Raw genomic sequence first — 20,825 nt, forward strand, 5'->3', positions numbered from 1 at the left:
CTGGCACGCAAGATCAAAGAAATATCAGGTATTTCCTGTCTTGCAGTGCAAGTGTTCGGCTTCGCCGAGCACTCACACCTATCGGTTATTCTGTCTGTTAAAGAGCGGTGCTGACTGCTTCGTTTCCGTCGCTGCGTCAGCTGAGGAGGCGAACTATACGCCCCGTCCCCACCCTCGTCAACGCTTTTTTGCGGGAAATTTGCAGAAAATTGATCACAATACAAAAAATCACCCGTAACACCATGAATACAAACAATTTACCCGAATGAAGTTTTTTGCAGATTCCTCGCCTACCGGCCCAATGCCGCCTTTTGGCCGCCACTCACACGCCCGGAAAAAGCAAAAAGCCGGCGAAAACACCGGCTTTTTCTGAAAATACCGCTTCCACGCAATCGGAAACGCTATGGCACCCCGTTACAGCACGTAGCGCGCCAGGTCTTCACGCTGCGATAGCATGTCGAGCTTGCTGTCGACGTAGGCGGCGTCGACTTCGAAGCGGCCGGCGCGGGCATCGAAGGAGATTTCTTCCAGCAGTTTCTCGATCACGGTGTAAAGACGGCGCGCACCGATGTTCTCGGTCTTTTCGTTCACGTGCCAGGCAATTTTGGCCAGGCGATGGATGCCGCTGTCGGCGAACACCAGCTCGACGCCTTCGGTCGCGAGCAGTGCTTCGTACTGGCGCGTGAGGCAGGCGTCGGTGTTGGTGAGGATCTGGCGGAAGTCGTCGACGGTCAGCGAAGTCAGTTCTACGCGGATCGGGAAGCGGCCCTGCAGTTCCGGGATCAGGTCGGATGGCTTGGCCAGGTGGAAGGCCCCGGAGGCGATGAACAGGATGTGGTCGGTCTTGACCATGCCGTACTTGGTGGTGACGGTGGTGCCTTCGACCAGCGGCAGCAGATCACGCTGCACGCCGGCTCGTGAGACGTCGGCGCCGCTGCCTTCGCTACGGCTGGCGACCTTGTCGATCTCGTCGATGAACACGATGCCATTCTGCTCGACGCTTTGCAGCGCTTCCTGCTTGATCTCGTCCTCGTTGACCAGCTTGGCGGCTTCTTCCTCGATGACCAGCTTGAGCGCCTCGGCCACTTTCAGCTTGCGTGCCTTCTGCTTGCCGGCTCCCAGCCCCTGGAACATGTTCTGCAGCTGGCTGGAAAAATCTTCCATGCCCGGAGGGGCGAGGATTTCCATCTTGGCCTGCGGCGCAGCGACGTTGATCTCGATTTCCTTGTCGTCGAGCTTGCCTTCACGCAGCATCTTGCGGAATTTGAGGCGGGTGGCGCTGTCTTCGGGCTTGCTGGCGAGCGCTTCTTCCTCGCCGGCGAAGAAGCCGGCCGGCTGGCGCGCCGGCGGCAGCAGCACGTCGAGAATGCGGTCTTCGGCAGCGTCTTCGGCGCGGTGGCGCAGCCGCTTGATGGCGGCGTCGCGGGTATCCTTGATGGCGATCTCGGTGAGGTCACGGATGATGGTGTCAACGTCGCGACCGACGTAGCCGACCTCGGTGAACTTGGTGGCTTCGACCTTGATGAACGGGGCGTTGGCGAGCCGTGCCAGGCGCCGGGCGATTTCGGTCTTGCCGACGCCGGTCGGGCCGATCATCAGGATGTTCTTGGGGGTGATCTCGCTCTTGAGCGGCTCTGCCACCTGCTGGCGGCGCCAACGGTTGCGCAAGGCGATGGCCACGGCGCGCTTGGCGGCGTCCTGGCCGATGATGTGCTTGTTCAGCTCGTGAACGATTTCCGGCGGAGTCATTTGAGTCATGGCATGTTCCCGGCAAGGTTGGCCGAAGGCGTCGGCCTTCATATGCAGAAGAGCGACGGCGGCCGGATGTTACGGTGGCCCCGACACCGTCGGGGCATGTTCTTGGCAACGCGTCCCGATCTGCCGCGTGCGTCCTTGCCGCCTGGGGGAATGCCCCGCAGCAGCCGGCATCTCCCCGCGCGCATCAGGTCGTCGCGTGCGGCGCGCGCAGCAGGATCTCGAACAGGTTCTTAATCCAGTGTCTCGATCAGGTGGTTGTGGTTGGTGTAGATGCAGATGTCGCCGGCGATTTCCAGCGACTTCTTGACCACCACGGCTGGATCGAGTTCGGTGTTTTCGAACAGCGCGCGCGCCGCCGACTGGGCGTAGGCGCCGCCGGAGCCGATGGCGGCGATGCCCTGCTCCGGTTCCAGCACGTCGCCGTTGCCGGTGATGATCAGCGTGCTTTCCTTGTCGGCGACGATCAGCATCGCTTCCAGTCGGCGCAGCATGCGGTCGGTACGCCAGTCCTTGGCGAGTTCCACCGCCGAGCGCACCAGGTGGCCCTGGTGCTTTTCCAGCTTGGCTTCGAAACGCTCGAAGAGGGTGAAGGCATCGGCGGTGCCGCCGGCAAAGCCGGCCAGCACCTTGTCGTGATAGAGGCGGCGAACTTTGCGCGCGGTGGCCTTGATCACGATATTACCGAGGGTGACCTGTCCGTCACCGCCCAGCGCCACGCGCTGTCCGCGGCGGACGGAGACGATGGTGGTTCCGTCAAACTGCTGCATGTTCTTGTTCCATGAAAAAGCTGCCAGCGAGCTGCCAGCAGCTTTTCAGGATATGTAGGCAAGTGGGTGGATTACAAGGCTCAGGACACGCCGCCACGGATCAGGCTGTAGAGCTGGTCCTTTAGCGCCAACCGGGTTTTCTTCAGCCGTTCCAGTTCCTCGTCGCTGGCGGCTTCCAGCTGGTTTTCGATACGCACCACGGCCTTGTCGACCTGTTCGTAGTCGCCGAACAGGCGGGTGAAGCGGGCGCCATCCTGCCTGAGTTCGTGGATCTTGTCCTTGAAACCGGGGAATTCGCCAGCGAGGGGGTGATGGTCGATGTGCATGGCACGCTCCTGCAAGTGATGGATAACAAAGGGAATAGGACCATGCTACGCCCGGCGCTGCACGGCTCCGTTGACCTGCATCAAATGCCCAGGATCACTTTATGAATGATAACAGTTTGCGTTATCATTCTTGAATGAACACGCGAACCGAACGTTTTGCCGCCTTGAGCGGCGTCACGCTGCTGCACGTCGCCGCGCTGGCGGGACTTACCCTGCTGGCGGGTCGGAGCGTGCCGATCACGCCGCCGCAGCTGCGCATGGAACTGGTGTCCCTGGCGGCTCCGACGCCGGCGACCCCGGCACCGGCACCACCGGCACCGGCACCGGCGGTGCAGCCTAAGCCGCGCCCCGAGCCGAAGCCCAAGCTCGAACGCCCTACCCCGCGCCGCGCCGTTGTTAAGGCGCCGCCGCTGTTGAGTACCAAGACGCCCCGCCCAAATCCGGCTGCGACGACCACCACACCCTCCCCCGCCCCGGCACAGGAGGAGCGGCGTAGCGAGGCTGCCCCGGCGGCCAGCAGCGCAGCCCCCGCGAAAACAGCCGAGCCGGCCGAACCGCCGGTCACCCCTCCGCTCTACCGCGGCGGCTATCTCGATAACCCCAAGCCACGCTATCCCGCGTTGTCGATGGAACTGAACGAGACCGGCACGGTGCGCGTGCGCGTGCAAGTCAGCGCCGAGGGCCGTCCGCTGGATGTCAGTCTGGCGCAGAGCAGCGGTTACCTGCGGCTGGACCGCGCGGCGCTGGAGGCCGTGCGCAAATGGCGCTTCATCCCGGCCCGGCGCGGGCAGGAAGCGATTCCCTTCACCTTCATCGTACCCGTCGATTTTTCTCTCAAAAGCCACTGAACCATGAATCTGCTGACCGTATTCCACCAAGGGGACGCCGTACTCGTGACGGTGTTCATGCTGCTCATCGCCATGTCGATCCTGACTTGGTACGTCATCGTGGTGCGCGCCGTGCAGGGCTGGCGCGCACGCCGCGACAACCGCCTGGCCGAAACCGCCCTGTGGAACGCCGCGAACTGGCCGGCGGCAGAAGCGGCGCTGGCCGACTCGACCTCGGCCTACGCCAACCTGGCGCGCGACGGGTTGTCGGCGCTGCGTCATTTCCACGCCAACGCCCAGCGCTCGCTGGGGCAGGCCTGCGATCTGAACGAATTCCTCACCCGCGCCATCCGCAAGCGGCTGGCGCAGGAAACCGGCCGCCACGAGTCGGGCATGACGCTGCTCGCCTCGGTCGGCTCGACCGCGCCGTTCATCGGCCTGTTCGGCACGGTATGGGGCATCTATCACGCGCTGGTGAACATCGGCGTGCAGGGACAGGTGTCGATCGCCACCGTGGCGGGACCAATCGGCGAGGCGCTGGTGGCCACCGCCGCCGGCCTGGCGGCGGCGATCCCGGCGGTGCTGGCCTACAACACCTTCATGCGCCTGCAGCGGGTGATGGCGCAGCAGATGGACCACTTCGCGCACGACCTGCACGCGCAACTGTTGACCCAGGCGGGAGAGATCGATGGCGTTCGGTAGTTTCGACAAGGGCGAGCACGCCCCGATGGCGGAGATCAACACCACCCCGCTGGTCGACGTGATGCTGGTGCTGTTGGTGGTGTTCATCATCACCGCGCCGCTGTTGACCAACGCGGTCAAGGTCGACCTGCCGCAGGCGGCGGCAGCCAACTTCCAGGACAAGCCGGAGGCCATCCGGCTGACGGTCAAGCCGGACGGCAGCTACTTCTGGAACGATGCCCCGGTGGCCCGCGACGCGCTGGCGGCACGTTTCGCCGCCGCCGCCCAGGCCAACCCGCAGGTCGAACTGCATCTGCGCGCCGACAAGAGCGCGCGCTACGAATACGTCGCCGAGGCGCTGGCCAGCGCCCAGCAGAGCGGCGTGAGCCGCATCGGCTTCGTCACCGAAGCGCCCTGATCCCCCCATGGCACGGCCCCGGACCTCCCCGGCAAAGGGAGGCCGTGGGCTGCCCGGCGCAAGCTTGGGCCAACCCCGTGCCAGCCGCAGTCGGCCCCCCTCCTCCCGCCATCACAGTCTCTCGAAAAAGCAGCAACAACACCGGCCTATCCGGTGCTGACCGACTGGCCTCGCTGTCGCGAGCGCATCGCCGCCAGGCAGGGCCAATCCTACCCCCTCGCCACGAGGGAACATTCTGGCACCACCAGCCCAGCGGCACTCCCGATGATTCGGAGCAACCGGGCTCTCCCACCTCGCCCACGGCAACGCAACGCAACGCAACGCAACGCAACGCAACGCAAGATCGTAGGCCGATGCCACACATCTGGGACAATCTCAATATTTACGTAAATAAATAACGTATTTCATTATTTAAATTACAAATCAGCGAGCAATCGACAGTAATCTGTCTCCGGCTCAGGAAAGGAAGCCCTGAAATTCTGCATGACAAACCCCCTTCCCTAGCCGGTCACGCCGGCTCTGCTCGGTTGCCGACCACGTTCCCTGGAGATGTCGTGGACGTGCCAAACCCTGGGATGAAAGCCCTGATGGAATGCAGGTTGCTTAACACGAATAATTTAAAACCGCTTGCCACGGTTTTACACAACAACCCTCATACCACCGTGGCCATGGCGGCCTGCCTCAGGGCGACAAGCCGACCCTCAGGCAAGCACTGACGACACAGAGACAGATAACCCGGAGCACCCATGCGCCTACGCACACAATTTATGATCCTTTGTAGTGGCCAGTTTCATTGGCACCCTCCTCATCTCCGGGCTGGCGCTGCACGCGCTACGCAGCGAGCTCTACGCCCAGAAGAACGAGCAGATCATGGTGGCCTTGCGCATGGCGGAGGGCGTGATGAAGCGTTACGGCGCGCTGGAGCAGGAGGGCAAGCTAAGCCGCGCCGACGCCGAGCAGCAGGCCGCCGCCGCCCTGAACATGTTGCGCGTGGACGACCTCTACTTCTTCGCCCGCTATGCCGGCAACGTGCTGAAGGTCCACCCCAAGAAAGAGCGGGTCGGCAAGGTGGACCTGGGCAGCAAGTTGCCCGACGGCCGCACCACGGTGGCGGCCTACGAAGAGGCACTGGCCGGACACAAGTACTGGATCGCCACCATCATGACGCCCCTCGGCAACAGCCAGGAGCCGGTACCGAAGATGAATGGCGTGATGCGCTACGAACGCTGGGGCTGGGTGATCGGCACCGGCATCTTCATCGACGACGTGGATGCTATCTTCTGGCGCGAGGCATCGATCCTGCTGGGCGTCAGCGCCGTGGTGATGATCGGCGTCTGTCTGCTGTCGTTGGCCATGTCGCGCCGCATCATCGGCACGCTGGGCGGAGAGCCCGCCAATGCCGCTGAGATCACGGAGGCCATCGCGGCCGGCGACCTGAGCCGCGAGATCGTCACCCGCGGTCAGGAGCACAGCCTGCTGATGGCAATGCGCCGCATGCAGTCCGGTCTGCGCGGCATGATCGAGCAGATCAACTAGTCGTCATTGGCCATGACGCAGACGGCCCGGGAACTGGCTTCCGAGATGCACAAGCTGGACCAGGTCTCGAACGCGGCCAGCGAACCCTCCACCTCGCCAGGCCGGCACCAACATCGCCGGCAGCGTGGAACAGGTGGCGGGGGTGGTTACCGAGACTCGCAGTGCCGTGAGCCTGACGACACGGGCGGTACGCGACATCGACGACATGGCCAAGAGCCTGCACGACGCGGTATCCCGCTTCCGGCTGTAAGGGCCCGGCCACAACCGCCAGCCGGGTGGCTGGCGGTTTTCCTTATCTCGGCGCACTAGACCGACGCTGCCAGTGCTGCCGGCTCAGGCGGAGAGGCTTTCCGCCCCGAGCCATTCGGTCAGCTCCTGCAGCCTGACCTCGAATTCCGCCATCAACGGGCCGAACTTCCCGGGCTCCGGCTGGCGCGCGGTTTTTTCCAGCGCCTCGGCCGCCTCTCCCAGCGCCATGGCGCCCACCATGCGGCTGGCGCCCTTGATGCGATGCGCGGCCCACGCCACCCGCTGGCTGTCGTTGGCCTCCACGGCCGCGCGCAGGGCGTCGACGTCTTCCTGGTTGCTTTGCAGGTAGTCTTGCAGGATTTCCTGTTCTACGCCGCGATCGCCGTTGCTGTAGACCTCCAGGGCGGAGCGGTCGACCGGCTCGCTCCTCGTCACCGGTGGCATCTCGGGAACCGGCGGCGAGGTGTCGGCTGCGGCCGGTGCAGGCTCCGGTGCCTCCGTCTGATGGCACAGCCACTTCTCCAGCATCTTGCCGAGCTGGGCGAGGTTGAGCGGCTTGGTGAGAAAATCGTCCATGCCGGCGGCCAAAGCACGGTCGGCCTCTTCCTTACCGGCATTGGCGGTACAGGCGATGATGGGAATCCGGCTGTCCACCTCCGCAAACCGCTCGTGCTGACGGATGTTGCGCGCCAGTTGGTAACCATCCATCACCGGCATGTGGCAATCGGTCAGGATCAGCGAGAAACGCCCGCTGCGCCAGTGCTGCAGCGCCTGCACGCCATCTTCCACCACCTCCACCGGGTAGCCCAGGAGTTCCAGCTGTTTCTGGCCCAGCTTGCGGTTGGTCGGGTTGTCCTCGACGAACAGGATGGGCTTGAAGCCGGCCAGCGCGGTTTTGTCGACGCCGACGGGCGAGGGCGGGGCCGCCTCCGCATCAGTGACCTCGTCAGTCGCCGCGACCACCGGAGCGGATAGCGTCAGCGTGGCGCAGCTGCCTTGTCCCGGTTCGCTATCCAGCTTCACCTCGCCGCCCATCAGCCCGGCCAAGCGCCGGCAAATGGCCAGCCCCAGCCCGGTGCCGCCAAAGCGCCGGGTGGTGTCGCTCTCGGCCTGGATGAAAGGCTCGAACAGGCGCTCCATCGTGGCTTTGGTCATGCCGATGCCGGTGTCGATCACGTCGAAGCGCAGCGTCTGGGCCTCTTCGTCCTGCGCCAACACCGAAACGCGGATTTCGACCGAGCCCTGCTGGGTGAACTTGATGGCATTGCTGACAAAATTCTGCAGGATCTGGCGCAGCCGCAACGAGTCCAGCAGCAGTCGTGGCGCGACCTTGTCGTCGACCCAACAGGTGAACCACAGATCCTTGCGGCGGGCGTTTTCCAGATACAGCCCGCGCACTTGCTCGACGATATCGGCGACCGAGGAGGGCTCGGGCGCCAGATCGAGCCGGCCCGCTTCGATCTTGGAGAAATCAAGAATGTCGTCGATCAGCCGCAGCAGGGTCTTGGCCGATTCCTGGATGGTATCCACCGAGTCGCGTTGCTCCGGGTCCAGCGGCGTCAGCGCCAACAGCTCGAGCATGCCCAGCACACCGTTCATCGGCGTGCGGATCTCGTGGCTCATCGCGGCCAGGAAGGCGCTCTTGGCGCGGTTGGCGCTGTCGGCCTGGCGGCAGGCTTCGATCAGTTCCGCCTCCTGCTGCTTGAGGCCGGTGATGTTGGCCCACACCCCGACCGTGCCGCGGCCGGGTATCTGCCGCTCGTTGATCTGCCACCATTCCTTGCCCACTTGCAACGGAAAGGACGAGGCACGGTTGCGGTGGCGCCGCACCCGCTCGGCCAGCCACTGCTCAGCATCGAAGCCGGCCTCCGGCCGCTCTCCCCGCTGCAGCGTCGCCCGCACCGTGTCTTCGAACGAGATGCCGAGCAGGGCGTCCGATGACTTGCCGTCGCTGACCAGGTCGGCAAACCGCTGGTTGCACAGCAGTAGCTGGTCGTGCGGGCCATACAGCACGAAGGCCTCGGAAATGGATTCGATCGCCCCCAGCAGCTGGTAGCGGGCCTCGGCCGCCTCGTCGCGCGCCTGCTGCAGCGCGAATTCGGCCAGTTTGCGTTCGGTGATATCCAGACACGCCAACATCATGCCGCCATGGACGTTCCCGCCGCTCACCGCCTGCCCTTCGATCAGCACCCACACCGGCATGCCATTGCTGCGCAGGCATTCCGCCTCGTACTGCGCCTGGGTGCCATCTTCACGCGCATCGCACAGCGCCTTGGCAAAGGGGATCCAGACTTGTTCGTCGGCCACCAGCTCGAACAGGTGCATCGCGAGCAGACCGCCTTCGCCGGTGCCGAAAATCTGCTCGGCCGCCTGGTTGGCCCGCAGGATCCGGAAGTCTTCATCCACCCGCAACAGGCCGACCGGCGAGGCGGCGTAGACCGCCTCCTCTTCCTGCAGCACCGTGCGCAGGCGCCTCTCCGAGGCCTTGCGCAGGTTTTCTTCGGTGTAGAACCCCATGATGCTGGCGAAGGCTCCGAGCAGGGCCTCAAGGGCCTGGGCCATGGCGTCCCGGTCCGGCGCCTTCAGGCACGCCAGCGCCATCAGCCGCTGCTCCTGCCTGACTGGCAGCAGCGTCCACGCAGCCCCGCCCATCACCAGCTCCATCTCCCCTTCCTCACCCTGGAACGGGCCGGACAGCGAGTTGAGCAAGACATTCCATGCCGAGCTATCGCGGCATCCTTGGCGGGCCAGGAAACGGAACGATTGGCCGTGAGCCGGATCGGGTTCGACGGCGATGAGGCCGCCTTCCGTGGCATGGCAGAATTCGAGAAACAGTCCCAACAGGCGGTTAAACACCTGCGCGCGGGAGCTGTTGGCCAGAAGCAGCGAGGTCACGCCCGAAATCGCCGACAGCATGGCCAGGCTCCGCGCATGGGCCATTTCCGCCAGGCGCTGTTCGTGTTCGTCGCGGATCACCAGCAGTCGACGCGTCTTCGCGGTGAATCGCCCCTGCTCCATGCCGCTGAGGGTGATGCCGGCAAAGAAGCGGCTGCCGTCCGGCCTGATGCCGACCCCTTGCAGGCGGATCTCGGCTTGTTCCTGGATCTCCACCAGTTCATACGGGGTGGCCTGGGAAAACTCCAGCAGCTCAGAGAAGCGCCGGCCCGGCAGTTCATCGTGTTTGTAACCGAACAGCTTCTCGGCCCCCAGGTTGGCCATCTGGATGACGCCATCCTCATTGATGGTCAGCACGGCGTCACGCGTGGCATCCAGCACCTGCTGCAGACGGCTGAGCGGACGCAGGATGCGGCGCACGACGGTGAACAGCAAGGCAGCATAGAGGGCGAGCGCCAGCAGGGAGGAGACAAGCGTCAACTGCAGCGAGCGATAAGCCTCTTTGCGATGCTCGTCGAGGACCGTTTCCGTCAGGCGCGAAGCGTCGTCGAACAGCGCCAGCACCTGGTCGTGGGAGCGGCGGATAGTCCCCAGGTAGACACCGCTGACCGGCAGCGAGGCCCCCGGCCCCTGCAGCTCGGCCAACTGGGCATTGCTCATCCGGAACAGCCGGAAGGTCACCTCATTGAGTCCGGCCAATCGTTGCGCCAGTTGCGAATGGCCGAGAAAACGGATGTTGGTCTGCAGCAGCTCCAGCATCAGCAGGCCTCGCTCGCGCTGCGAGGCGAGGTCGGCTTCATCGGTGGAGTTGAGCCGCCGGTTCAGCTCCACCCTCATCAGCAGGGCCGCCCCTTCGCTACCCAGCGCGCGGCGCAGGCGCCAGGTATTGAACTTGACCCCTGCCAACCGGCTCAGGGTCTCGTTATCGCCATCGCTCAGGCGATACGAGTGGTTGGAGAGCTCGGCATCGATGCCCTCGAACAGGTGGTTGCTGGCCAACTGCCAGCCGAAGGCCAGGCTTTCGTCTGGCCGGCCCGGGTGGCGTTGGAGATAACGGTCGATCTCTTTACGCAGGGTGACCAAGTGCGCGTGGCGCTGCCGGATGGCGGCCAGGGTGGCCTGGTCCCGCCCCTTGTCCAGCTTATCAACGCCCTGCAGCGCCAGTATCAACGCTTGATCCCCCTCTTGGCGCAGGCGCTGCAGTTCGGGCAGTTCGTAGCGGCCAGGCGGCTGTGGCCGCGTCAGCAAGAGGCGGGTGCTGGAGCTCTCGCGCTCCAGGTAGTCGGCGGCCAGGAACAGCTGCTGAGAAGAGCGGTTGAGGTCGGACAGCCATTCGGCGCGGTGGTACTGGCGGAACGAATCCCGGATCAGCAGATAGGAGGCCAGTCCCTGCAGCACCCCCAGCACGATGACGACCAGCACTACCGCTCGGCCGATGGAAACCGTTTGCGTCCAGCGCCCCTTGGCGTCCTTCATGGCTCAGTCTCGCCCCGGCTGATCGGGCTCCATGACGGAAAGATGACTGACGCCATAGCGGTCGCGGAAGTTACGCAGGGCGGTCAGCTGGGTGGCGGTGATGCGGGTGCCCTTGGGCAGCAGCAGGTGGCCGGACAGGTTGGTCAGGTCGCGCGCCAGCACCATGCCAGGCTTGACCCCCTCCAACGGCAGCAGGATACCTGCGAAATGATGACTCTCCTCGAATCCCGACGGTTCGAGCAGGGTCGCCGCATGGGGGAGGTGAGCGGGCCGCGCGTGGGTCTCTCCGGTCGCCACCGAAAAATAACGGAAGGGGTCCGCCTCCGGCCGGGGTTTGGTCAGGGCCAGCTCGATCGCCTTTTCCACGTCGGCGGGCTTGGGGGGCTTGACGATGAAACCGTCGGCGTGCAGACGGGCGGCGGCCAGCACGTTGGTGCGGTCGGCATGGCCGGACAGGAAGATGAACGGCAGGTTGGAGGGATTGGCGGTCTGCCCGCAGCGCAGCTCTTTCAAGAGCCCGATGCCATCCATGCCGTCCATCTGGATATCGCACAGCACCAAGTCGACCTGGCGGATATCCAGCGTGCGAATGGCGGCAGCACCGTCGGCCGCCTGCAAGATGGCCTCCGGACGGAGGCCCATATTGCGCAGGGCCTGGGTCATCAGGGTTCTGACCAGAACCTGATCATCCACCACCAACACCTTGAGTCTGGCAAAGTCGACACTCATGAGGGGATCCTCGGCATGGGCTGTTACTCCATGATGGACGGGAATCTACTACGGAATCAAGAGTAATAACTTTATGGCATTATAGATCCTACATGTCAGTCATTTATCATCCGCGCGGTTTGTGTCCTGCCACGGTCGTCGGCCGACGCTTTGCCCCCACGGAAAGTCGACCCACATCCGGCCAGGATCCCGCCAACCTTCCCTTGCGCTATTTGATGCCCAGCCGCTCCAGCCGGTAGCGCAGCGAGCGGAAGCTGACGCCGAGCAACTTGGCCGCCTGGGTGCGGTTGAAGCGCGTCGCCTGCAGCGCCTTGACGATGGCGTCACGCTCGACCCGGTCGAGATACTCCTGCAACCCTTCGCCGCCGTCCGGTACCGGCACCCCCGCCTCATCCTCCGCGAACGGGGTACCGGCCAGCTGCAGATCGGCGACGTCCACCCGGCCATCGATGGCCAGGGCGGCGGCACGTTCGAGGATGTTTTCCAGCTCGCGGAAGTTGCCGGGGTAGTTGTACGTCATCAGCGCCTTGACGGCGTCCGGGCTGAGACGCGGGCGCGGGCCGTCGCCGGCCAGGCGTTCCAGCAGGCGGCCGACGAACAACGGGATGTCCTCGCGCAGTTCGCGCAGCGGCGGCATGCTGAGCTGGATCACGTTGAGGCGGTAGTACAGGTCCTGACGGAAGGCGCCGCTGTCGACCAGCGCCGCCAGATCGTGGTGGGTGGCGCACAACAGGCGCACGTCGACCGCCTCTTCGGGACCGCCACCCAGCTTGCGCACGCGCTTCTCCTGGATGGCGCGCAGCAGCTTGACCTGCATCGCCAGCGGCAGGTCGGCCACCTCGTCGAGGAACAGCGTGCCGCCGTTGGCCTGCTGGAAGAAGCCGTCGCGCTCGCTGTCGGCACCGGTGAAGGCGCCCTTGCGATGGCCGAAGAACTCGCTCTCCATCAGGTTCTCGGGGATGGCGCCGCAGTTGACCGGCACGAAGGGGCGCGCCGCGCGCGGCCCCTGCTCGTGAATCAGCCGCGCCGCCTGCTCCTTGCCGGTGCCGGATTCACCGTGGATGTAGACTGCGGCCTGGGTGCGCGCCAGTCGTTCGATCAGCCGCCGCACCTCTTGCATCGCCGGCGACTCGCCGGCCAGCCGCTCGGCGCCGGCGATCGGACCGCCGCTCCCGGGACGGCCTCCCTCCACCGCCAGTGCCGATTGCACCAGGGTCCGCAGCTGCGCCAGGCTGACCGGCTTTTGCAGGTAGTCGAAGGCGCCGGCCTTCATCGCCGCCACCGCGTTGTCGGCGCTGCCGTAGGCGGTCAGTACCGCCACCGGCACGTCGAGCCCGGCCTGGCCGATATGCTCGACCACCGCCAGCCCTTCGCCGTCCGGCAGGCGCATGTCGGTCAGCGCCAGATCGAACGGCTGGCGCGACAACTGGCGGCAGGCGTCGTCGACGCTGGCGGCAGTCACCACCTCCAGTCCCATCTTGATCAGCGTCAGTTCCAGCAGTTCGCGGATGTCCGGTTCGTCGTCGACGACCAGCACGCGGCGATTGAGGGTTTTCGTCATAGGGCTTTCCGGCAGTACAGTCTGAAACGCCCCCCCGGGCTCAGGTAGGCCAAGAGGGCATCGTTGGCTTCGGCCAGCTCGCGGGCGATGTAGAGCCCGAGACCGGTGCCGCCGCTTTCGGTGGTGTAGAACGGTTCGAACAGGCGGGACTGGTGCTCGGCGCTGACGCCCGGCCCGTCGTCCACCACGTCGATCAAGAGGACGCTCGTGCTCTCGTCGACCTCGATGCGCAAGGAGCCGGTATGGCGCTGGCAGTGACGCCAGCCATTGGCCAGCAGGTTGCCGAGGATCTGCGCCAGGTGGCCGCGGTCGAACACGATGGCGCCCTGGCTGTTGAAGGTGGTGACGATGCGGCCGGCGGCGGCCGGTTCGCCCAGCACGAACTGCTCGATCAGCTCGGCCAGTACCGTCGCCGGACGCAGGGTTTCCGGGCGGACCCGGTCGCGCCGGTTGAGCGCCAGCACCTCTTCCACCAGCCGGTCGATACGCCGGGTGTTGTCACGCACCATCGCCGTCAGGCGCTGCGTAGCCGGATCGCCGGCGTCCTCGCCCAAGAGCTCGGCGGCGTGGCTGATTGCCGCCAGCGGGTTGCGGACCTCGTGGGCGATGTTGGCGGTGAGCCGCCCCAAGGCCGCCAGTTTCAGCTGCTGCGCCTCTTCCGCCACCTCGCGCGTCTCGCGCAGGAACAGCAACAGCGCCTGCGCTTCCCCGGCCCGAGTCGGCACCATGCGTCCGATCAGCGGATGGCCCTGCGCGTTGAGCTGCACCGGCCGCGCCAGCGAGGGGCAGCCGTCCTGTTGCCAGCGTGCCACCGGCGCCACCAGCTCGGGCAGCAGCTTGCCGCGCTCGACTTGGCTGAAATGACGCGAGGCGGCATCGTTGAACTGGCGCACCCGGCCTTCCTGGTCGAGCACCAGCACCGCTTCGCGCAGACTCTGCAAGGCCAGCTCGTTGAGGCGGTTGAGCTGGGCGATCTCGCTGCCGCGCAGCTCGGCCAGCCGTTCGGAATCGCGCGCCACGCGCGCCAGCTGGTGGGTGGTGACGCTGGTGACGAAGCCGGCGCTGGCCAGGAGCGCCGCCTGCACCAGTTCGCTGGTGCTGCCGTTCACTTCGACGATGTCGTACACCGCCGTTCCCAGCAAGGCCAGGCTGGCCAGCGCGGCGTAGAACAGCGCGTAGCGGCCGGACGACAGCAAGCCGGCCACCGCCAGATAGGGCAACAGCAGCACCCCGTAGCCGCTCTTCACGCCGCCGTTGATCAGCATCAGCGCGGTGATCATGACGATGTCGACGCTGACGGCCAGCGTGATCTGCACGCCGTGCGCCAGCGGGCTTCGCCCGAGCGACAGCCACAAACCGATCAGCAGCGAATAGGCCAGCACCCAGCCGTAGAACGCCGCACCGCCCACCAGCAGCGGCTCGCCGTCGAAGCCGCGCAGCTGCGACACCAGCAGCAGCACCAGCACGATGGTGCCGCGGAAGGCGTTGAACAGCCTGAGCGCGTTGGCCGACGACAGCGTGAGCGAGCGCGGCAGGTCGATCATGCCTGCCCGGCCGGATCGGCGATGGCCGTCACCAGCCATTTCTTCGGCAAGAGCTGGCCGCGGCGCGCACGCTTGCCGTCGTAATCGGCGAGCGCCACCTTCTCCTCGCTCTGCTTGCCGCGCACCGACTGCGCCGCCAGCAGCGCCTTGTCGCCGCCGACGAGGCCCACGGCGGTGAGCGCCTCACCCTCGCCCAGCTGCATCAGCATCAGTCCGCGGCCCTTGGCCAGTTCCTTGAGCTCGCCGGCCGGGAAGGCCAGCAGGCGGCCGTTGTCGGCCGCCGCCACCAGCCGCAGCGCGTCGAGCCGGGCCGGGGCCGGCAGCGGCGGGAGCACCGTCTCGCCGTCCTCCAGCGTCATGAAGGCCTTGCCGGCCTTGACCCGGCCGGCCATGTCGCCGATCTTGGCGATGAAGCCGTAGCCGCCGGAGTTGGCCAACACGAAGCGCGCGCTCTCCGGTCCGGACAGGATTTGCGCCGGTTTGGCGCCGTCCTGCAGTTCGACCAGACTCGCCACCGGCACGCCGTCGCCGCGTCCGGTCGGCACCACGGCCGGATCGACGGTGTAGGCACGGCCCTTGCCGTCGAGCACGATGACCGGCCACACGGTGCGCGTTTCCACCACGGCGGCGAGCGCATCGCCGTCCTTGAAGCTGAGCGCGGACAAGTCGACGTTGTGGCCGACACGGGCGCGGATCCAGCCCTTCTGCGACAGGATGATGGTGACCGGCTCGTCGGCGATGGTCTGCGTCAGCACGGCGCGCTCGGCGGCCTTGATCTCGCTGCGGCGCGCGTCGCCGTACTTGGCGGCGTCGGCCTGGATCTCGTCGCGCATCAGCCCGGTCAGCGCATCCGGGGTGGCCAGGATGTGGCGCAGGCCTTCGCGCTCCTCGCGCAGTTCGGACAGTTCCTTCTCCAGCTTGAAGCCTTCCAGCCGCGCCAGCTGGCGCAGGCGGATTTCCAGGATGTCCTCGGCCTGGATTACGGTCAGGCCGAAGGCCTTGATCAGGTCGGGCTTGGGCTCGTCCGACTCGCGGATGACGCGGATCACCTCGTCGATATGGATGAAGGCGATCATCCGCCCTTCGAGGATGTGGATGCGCTTGTCCACCTGCGCGAGGCGGTGCTCGAGGCGGCGCGTCACGGTGCGGCGGCGGAAGTCCAGCCACTCGGACAGGATGGGCTTGAGCCCCTTCTGGCCGGGGCGGCCGTCGAGCCCGATCATCACCAGGTTGAGCGCGGCGTTGCCTTCGAGGCTGGTCTGCGCCAGCAGCACGTTGACGAATTCGTCCGGGTCCTGGCGGCTCGACTTGGGCTCGAACACCAGGCGCACCGGGTTCTCGCCGTCGGATTCGTCGCGCACGCGGTCGAGGATGGAGAGCATCAGGCTCTTGAGGTTCTGCTGCTCCTGCGTCAGCGCCTTCTTGCCGGATTTGACCTTGGGATTGGTGGCCTCCTCGATCTCGGCCAGCACCTTCTGCGCGCTGGAGCCGGGCGGCAGCTCGGACACGATCACGCGCCACTGGCCGCGCGCCAGCTTCTCCACCTCCCACTTGGCGCGCACGCGCACGCTGCCGCGGCCGCTCTCGTACGCCGCGAGGATGTCCTCGGCCGGGGTGATGATCTGGCCGCCACCGGGGAAGTCCGGCCCCGGCACGTAAGCCATCAGTTCGGCGGTGGTGAGCTCGGGGTTGTCGAGCAGGGCGACGGCGGCGCCGGCCACCTCGGTGAGGTTGTGTGGCGGAATCTCGGTGGCGAGGCCGACGGCGATGCCGGAGGCGCCGTTGAGCAGCACCATCGGCAGCCGGGCCGGCAACAGCGCCGGCTCGTCGAAGGCGCCGTCGTAGTTGGGCACGAAGTCGACCGTGCCCATGTCGATCTCGGACAGCAGCAATTCGGCGATCGGCGTCAGGCGCGCCTCGGTATAACGCATCGCCGCCGCGCCGTCGCCGTCGCGCGAGCCGAAGTTGCCCTGGCCGTCGATCAGCGGGTAGCGCAGCGTGAAGTCCTGCGCCATGCGTACCAGCGCCTCGTAGGCCGAGCTGTCGCCGTGCGGGTGGTATTTGCCGAGGATTTCGCCGACCACACGCGCCGACTTCACCGGCTTGGCGCCGTGGGTCAGGCCCATGTCGCGCATGGCGTACAGGATGCGGCGCTGCACCGGCTTCTGGCCGTCGGCCACCTCCGGCAGCGCACGGCCCTTGACCACGCTCATGGCGTATTCGAGGTAGGCGCGCTCGGCGTATAGGTCGAGCGGGATCCACTCGCCTTCGTCCGTCCCGGCTTCGGGCGGCGGAGCGGCGGGAGGGATGCCGGCCACGGCCGGCTCGGCGATATCGTCTGCGAAGAGGTCGTTGTTGTCCATGGCGGGCCGGACACGCGTCAAGTCGCGTGTCATGATATGTTGGTCGTCGGATTCAATGAGTCGGGAAGGATTGTACTATGGCGAGCTTCATCCAGTGGCAATGCCACCGCTTCGACGGCTTCACTTTACACACACTGTACGAAATGCTGCAGTTGCGTGGGCGCGTGTTCGTGGTGGAACAGCGCTCGATCTATGAGGACATCGACGGCGCCGACCCCGATTGCTGGCACCTGACCGGCCGCGACGGCCAGGGCCGCCTGATGGCCTACGCCCGGCTGATCGCGCCGGGAGAGAAGTATCCCGACGCCGCCGCCATCGGCCGCGTGGTGGTCGAGCCCTCCTGGCGCGGCAGCGGCATCGGCCGCCAGCTGATGGCTGAGGCGGTGCTGCGCACCGCGCGGCTGTTTCCCGGCGCGCCGATGAAGCTGTCGGCACAGGCCTACGCCCAGGACTTCTACGCCCACTTCGGTTTCCAGCGCGTGTCCGAGCCCTACGACGACGGGGGCATCCCGCACGTCGACATGCTGCGCCCGCTCGACGAGTGAGACAGCACGCTCCCGCCCGGCCGCTCTTAGAACCTGTTCACGATCTTGCTGCGCGTCCCTGATCGGGGCTCATGTGCTGCTCGAAATCCTCATGTACTCCAGTACATTCCGGTTCCTGCGCTGCTCTTCACCCCGCTGAGGGACGCTCGCGACAGATCGTGAACAGGTTCTTAAGAGTGGCCGAACACATCCTTCCACGCGGTATAGCCGGTGACGTAGACCACCGGGAACCACAGCAAGAGGCCGAGCAGCAGCGGCAGCGCCGCCAGCACGAACAGCAGCGTCAGCATCAGCCCGCTGGTCAGCACCGCCGGCCAGTTGGCGAGCCCAGCGCGGATGCTGAGCTTGAGCGCCGGCCACGCCGCCAGCCCATTCTGCACCACCAGCGCCGGCGCGAACCAGTAGGCCAGGTTGACCACGAACACGATGGCCCCGCCCAGCAGCATGCTTGCCGTCATGGTCCCGGCATGGCTCGGCGAGCCCATCATCTCCGGCGTCGGCATCACGCCACCCAGCAGTTGCAGCACCACTCCGAACACCAGCAGCACCGCCAGCAGCAAAGCCAGATACAGCAGGCCGACCCCGAGCAGGGCCTGGCCGGCGCGGCGGAAGCCGCTGAACAGATCGGCCACGCCCAGTTCGTCGTGGTGCTCCGCGCGCGCCGCCGCCAGCACGAAACCGCCGGCGAACAACGGCGCCAGCAGGAAGGCGAGCAGGCCGCCGATCATCGGCAGCGAACTGACCAGCAGATGCAGCCCGAAATAGGCCAGCGCGAACAGCGCCCAGGTCAGCGGCTGGTCGCGCACGATCAGGAAAGACTCGACGATCCAGCGCCAGCCGTGCGCCGCGCCCACCTGGCGCGGCTGCGGTGGCGACGTCGGGGCGATGGCCTCCGGCGGGGAGGTGAAGAAATCGCTCATAAACTCCGATCCTTGGGGCACAGCTTCCATCATAGCCCCGTTAATATGACAAGGTTGGCCGGCGCCGTTCCGACCTGGCGGCGGCCGGTTGCCGCCGAAGGGTCAAATCGGCGATAATTTCATGATTTAGCGACGGTTCCGCCGCTTCGGCCGCTGTCACGGCAGCGCCGGCGCCGGTTTCCGTAGTTGACCCACTACAGTTTCGAGGTTTCTCCCGAATGGTCTCCCGTACCGAGCTTGCCAACGCCATCCGCTTTCTCGCCATGGACGCGGTGGAACAGGCCAAATCCGGTCACCCCGGCGCCCCGATGGGCATGGCTGACATCGCCGAAGTCCTGTGGCGCGATCACCTGAAGCACAATCCGGCCAATCCGCACTGGTCCAACCGCGACCGCTTCGTGCTCTCCAACGGCCACGGCTCGATGCTGCTCTACAGCCTGCTGCATCTGACCGGCTACGACCTGACGGTCGAGGACCTCAAACACTTCCGCCAGTTGCACTCCAAGACCCCGGGTCATCCGGAATACGGCTACGCTCCCGGCATCGAGACCACTACCGGCCCGCTGGGACAGGGTATCACCAATGCCGTCGGCATGGCATTGGCCGAGAAGATGCTGGCCACCGAGTTCAACCGCGAAGGTTTCCCGGTGGTCGATCACACCACCTGGGTGTTCCTCGGCGACGGCTGCCTGATGGAAGGCATCTCGCACGAAGCCTGCTCGCTGGCCGGCACCTGGGGCCTGGGCAAGCTGATCGCGTTCTGGGACGACAACGGCATCTCCATTGACGGCGACGTCGAAGGTTGGTTCACCGACGACACCCCGGCGCGCTTCGAAGCCTACGGCTGGCAGGTGATCCGCAACGTCGACGGCCACGACGCCGAGGAAATCCAGACCGCGATCCAGACCGCCAAAAAAACCGCCGACCGCCCGACCCTGATCTGCTGCAAGACCGCCATCGGCAAGGGCGCGCCGAACAAGCAGGGCGGCCACGACGTGCACGGCGCCCCGCTGGGCGCGGCCGAGATCGCCGCCGCGCGCGAACACCTGAACTGGCCGCATGCGCCGTTCGAGATTCCGGCCGAGATCTACGCCGCCTGGGGCGCACGCGACGCCGGCGCGGCGCGCGAAAACGAGTGGAACAGCCTGTTCGCCCGCTACCGCGCCGCCTACCCCGAACTGGCTGCCGAATTCGAACGCCGCATGAAGGGCGAGCTGCCGCAGGGCTGGGAAGACGCCAAGGCCGCCGCCATCGCCAAGATCAACGACGCCGCCCAGACCGTGGCCACGCGCAAGGCGAGCCAGATCGCGCTCGAAGCGTTCTCGCCGCTGTTGCCGGAATTCGTCGGCGGCTCAGCCGACCTGACCGGCTCCAACCTGACCAACTGGTCCGGCTCCAAGTGGATCGACGCCCAGGGCTACGGCAACTACATCAGCTACGGCGTGCGCGAGTTCGGCATGGCCGCGATCATGAACGGCATGACGCTGCACGGCGGCCTGCGCCCGTACGGCGGCACCTTCCTGATGTTCAGCGAGTACGCCCGCAACGCCCTGCGCATGGCGGCGCTGATGAAGATCAACCCGATCTTCGTGTTCACCCACGACTCGATCGGCCTGGGCGAGGACGGCCCGACCCACCAGCCGGTGGAGCAGGTCGCCACGCTGCGCTACATCCCCAACATGAACACCTGGCGTCCGTGCGACACCACCGAGACCGCCGTGGCCTGGGCGCACGCCATCGAACAGAAAACCACGCCGACCAGCCTGGTGCTGAGCCGTCAGAACCTGCCGTTCGTGACGCGCGACGCCCAGCAGATCGCCGACATCGCCCGTGGCGGCTACGTGCTGCGCGAAGCCCAGGGCGAACTCAAGGCGGTGCTGATCGCCACCGGCTCCGAAGTCGAACTCGCGCTCAAGGCGCAGGCCGCGCTGGCCGAGCAGGGCGTGGCGGTGCGCGTGGTGTCGATGCCGTCGACCAACGTGTTCGACAAGCAGGACAAGGCCTACCAGGCCAGCGTGCTGCCGGCCGGCGTGCCGCGCGTGGCGATCGAGGCCGGCGTGAGCGACTTCTGGCGCAAGTACGTGGGCCTGGAAGGCGCCGTGGTCGGCATCGACCACTTCGGCGAATCCGCCCCGGCCGGCGTGCTGTTCAAGGAATTCGGCTTCACCGTCGACAACGTGGTGGCCCAGACGCTGGCCATCATCTGAATCTAAAAACAAGGCCGCCCCGC

Annotated in this window: 15 protein-coding genes; 6 read left to right on the forward strand and 9 right to left on the reverse strand. The window is 66.0% G+C overall.

Annotated features, from left to right (window positions below):
* Positions 1-414 precede the first annotated feature (414 nt).
* The 3 genes from hslU to PSEMAI1_RS0119530 all read right to left on the reverse strand — a co-directional run bounded on the left by hslU (position 415) and on the right by PSEMAI1_RS0119530 (position 2,851).
* Positions 415-1,758 carry an ATP-dependent protease ATPase subunit HslU gene (hslU, locus tag PSEMAI1_RS0119520; protein ID WP_024304485.1) on the reverse strand — a complete coding sequence of 448 codons (1,344 nt, stop codon included), beginning with the start codon at positions 1,756-1,758 and terminating at the stop codon, positions 415-417.
* A 230-nt stretch (positions 1,759-1,988) separates the two neighbouring features.
* Positions 1,989-2,525: an ATP-dependent protease subunit HslV gene (gene hslV, locus PSEMAI1_RS0119525; protein WP_008955334.1), complete on the reverse strand. Its 537-nt coding sequence runs from the start codon at positions 2,523-2,525 to the stop codon at positions 1,989-1,991.
* Between the two features lie 80 nt (positions 2,526-2,605).
* A complete protein-coding gene (locus tag PSEMAI1_RS0119530) occupies positions 2,606-2,851 on the reverse strand; it encodes a YdcH family protein (RefSeq protein ID WP_024304486.1) in 246 nt (81 codons plus the stop codon).
* A gap of 134 nt (positions 2,852-2,985) precedes the next feature.
* On the opposite strand from PSEMAI1_RS0119530, the gene PSEMAI1_RS0119535 reads away from it, so the two are divergent.
* From PSEMAI1_RS0119535 to PSEMAI1_RS20770, 4 genes are all read left to right on the forward strand, one after another.
* Positions 2,986-3,699, forward strand: coding sequence for an energy transducer TonB (locus PSEMAI1_RS0119535; RefSeq protein ID WP_024304487.1), 714 nt, complete (start codon positions 2,986-2,988; stop codon positions 3,697-3,699).
* Between the two features lie 3 nt (positions 3,700-3,702).
* Positions 3,703-4,380: a MotA/TolQ/ExbB proton channel family protein gene (locus PSEMAI1_RS0119540; protein ID WP_024304488.1), complete on the forward strand. Its 678-nt coding sequence runs from the start codon at positions 3,703-3,705 to the stop codon at positions 4,378-4,380.
* Complete coding sequence (locus PSEMAI1_RS0119545; RefSeq protein ID WP_024304489.1) at positions 4,367-4,777, forward strand: biopolymer transporter ExbD; 411 nt, start codon at positions 4,367-4,369, stop codon at positions 4,775-4,777. Before PSEMAI1_RS0119540 ends, PSEMAI1_RS0119545 begins: the two co-directional genes overlap by 14 nt.
* A gap of 780 nt (positions 4,778-5,557) precedes the next feature.
* A complete protein-coding gene (locus tag PSEMAI1_RS20770) occupies positions 5,558-6,313 on the forward strand; it encodes a cache domain-containing protein (RefSeq protein ID WP_232219958.1) in 756 nt (251 codons plus the stop codon).
* 333 nt (positions 6,314-6,646) lie between these two features.
* Here the strand turns inward: PSEMAI1_RS20770 and PSEMAI1_RS0119555 are convergent, their stop codons facing one another.
* From PSEMAI1_RS0119555 to parC, 5 genes are all read right to left on the reverse strand, one after another.
* Entirely contained in the window at positions 6,647-10,933 is a 4,287-nt protein-coding gene (locus PSEMAI1_RS0119555; RefSeq protein WP_024304490.1) for an ATP-binding protein, read from the reverse strand.
* Between the two features lie 3 nt (positions 10,934-10,936).
* The gene (locus PSEMAI1_RS0119560) at positions 10,937-11,662 is read right to left on the reverse strand and encodes a response regulator (RefSeq protein ID WP_024304491.1); all 726 of its coding nucleotides are present in this window, start codon (positions 11,660-11,662) and stop codon (positions 10,937-10,939) included.
* Between the two features lie 208 nt (positions 11,663-11,870).
* Positions 11,871-13,223: a sigma-54 dependent transcriptional regulator gene (locus PSEMAI1_RS0119565; protein ID WP_024304492.1), complete on the reverse strand. Its 1,353-nt coding sequence runs from the start codon at positions 13,221-13,223 to the stop codon at positions 11,871-11,873.
* Positions 13,220-14,767 (reverse strand): nitrogen regulation protein NR(II), encoded by a 1,548-nt coding sequence (locus PSEMAI1_RS0119570; protein WP_024304493.1) that lies wholly within the window; start codon positions 14,765-14,767, stop codon positions 13,220-13,222. The genes PSEMAI1_RS0119565 and PSEMAI1_RS0119570 overlap by 4 nt, the downstream gene beginning before the upstream one ends.
* Positions 14,764-17,130, reverse strand: a complete 2,367-nt coding sequence (gene parC, locus PSEMAI1_RS0119575; protein WP_024304494.1) for a DNA topoisomerase IV subunit A — start codon at positions 17,128-17,130, stop codon at positions 14,764-14,766. Before parC ends, PSEMAI1_RS0119570 begins: the two co-directional genes overlap by 4 nt.
* 77 nt (positions 17,131-17,207) lie before the next feature.
* Here parC and PSEMAI1_RS0119580 point away from each other — a divergent pair, with 77 nt between their 5' ends.
* Positions 17,208-17,675 (forward strand): GNAT family N-acetyltransferase, encoded by a 468-nt coding sequence (locus PSEMAI1_RS0119580; protein WP_024304495.1) that lies wholly within the window; start codon positions 17,208-17,210, stop codon positions 17,673-17,675.
* Positions 17,676-17,845: 170 nt separating this feature from the next.
* Here PSEMAI1_RS0119580 and PSEMAI1_RS0119585 read toward each other — a convergent pair whose 3' ends face one another.
* A complete protein-coding gene (locus PSEMAI1_RS0119585; protein WP_024304496.1) occupies positions 17,846-18,595 on the reverse strand; it encodes a BPSS1780 family membrane protein in 750 nt (249 codons plus the stop codon).
* Between the two features lie 218 nt (positions 18,596-18,813).
* Between PSEMAI1_RS0119585 and tkt the strand changes: the two genes are divergently transcribed.
* The gene (gene tkt / locus PSEMAI1_RS0119590; protein WP_024304497.1) at positions 18,814-20,802 is read left to right on the forward strand and encodes a transketolase; all 1,989 of its coding nucleotides are present in this window, start codon (positions 18,814-18,816) and stop codon (positions 20,800-20,802) included.
* The last annotated feature ends 23 nt before the right edge of the window (positions 20,803-20,825 follow it).

The sequence above is a fragment of the Pseudogulbenkiania sp. MAI-1 genome (assembly GCF_000527175.1).
In the GTDB taxonomy this organism is placed as follows: domain Bacteria; phylum Pseudomonadota; class Gammaproteobacteria; order Burkholderiales; family Chromobacteriaceae; genus Pseudogulbenkiania.

Excerpts from the sequence above, each read along its gene's own strand:
- hslU (WP_024304485.1), bottom strand. The coding sequence starts at position 1,758 with ATGACTCAAATGACTCCGCCGGAAATCGTTCACGAGCTGAACAAGCAC.
- hslV (WP_008955334.1), bottom strand. The coding sequence starts at position 2,525 with ATGCAGCAGTTTGACGGAACCACCATCGTCTCCGTCCGCCGCGGACAG.
- PSEMAI1_RS0119530 (WP_024304486.1), bottom strand. The coding sequence starts at position 2,851 with ATGCACATCGACCATCACCCCCTCGCTGGCGAATTCCCCGGTTTCAAG.
- PSEMAI1_RS0119535 (WP_024304487.1), top strand. The coding sequence starts at position 2,986 with ATGAACACGCGAACCGAACGTTTTGCCGCCTTGAGCGGCGTCACGCTG.
- PSEMAI1_RS0119540 (WP_024304488.1), top strand. The coding sequence starts at position 3,703 with ATGAATCTGCTGACCGTATTCCACCAAGGGGACGCCGTACTCGTGACG.
- PSEMAI1_RS0119545 (WP_024304489.1), top strand. The coding sequence starts at position 4,367 with ATGGCGTTCGGTAGTTTCGACAAGGGCGAGCACGCCCCGATGGCGGAG.
- PSEMAI1_RS0119555 (WP_024304490.1), bottom strand. The coding sequence starts at position 10,933 with ATGAAGGACGCCAAGGGGCGCTGGACGCAAACGGTTTCCATCGGCCGA.
- PSEMAI1_RS0119560 (WP_024304491.1), bottom strand. The coding sequence starts at position 11,662 with ATGAGTGTCGACTTTGCCAGACTCAAGGTGTTGGTGGTGGATGATCAG.
- PSEMAI1_RS0119565 (WP_024304492.1), bottom strand. The coding sequence starts at position 13,223 with ATGACGAAAACCCTCAATCGCCGCGTGCTGGTCGTCGACGACGAACCG.
- PSEMAI1_RS0119570 (WP_024304493.1), bottom strand. The coding sequence starts at position 14,767 with ATGATCGACCTGCCGCGCTCGCTCACGCTGTCGTCGGCCAACGCGCTC.
- parC (WP_024304494.1), bottom strand. The coding sequence starts at position 17,130 with ATGGACAACAACGACCTCTTCGCAGACGATATCGCCGAGCCGGCCGTG.
- PSEMAI1_RS0119580 (WP_024304495.1), top strand. The coding sequence starts at position 17,208 with ATGGCGAGCTTCATCCAGTGGCAATGCCACCGCTTCGACGGCTTCACT.
- PSEMAI1_RS0119585 (WP_024304496.1), bottom strand. The coding sequence starts at position 18,595 with ATGAGCGATTTCTTCACCTCCCCGCCGGAGGCCATCGCCCCGACGTCG.
- tkt (WP_024304497.1), top strand. The coding sequence starts at position 18,814 with ATGGTCTCCCGTACCGAGCTTGCCAACGCCATCCGCTTTCTCGCCATG.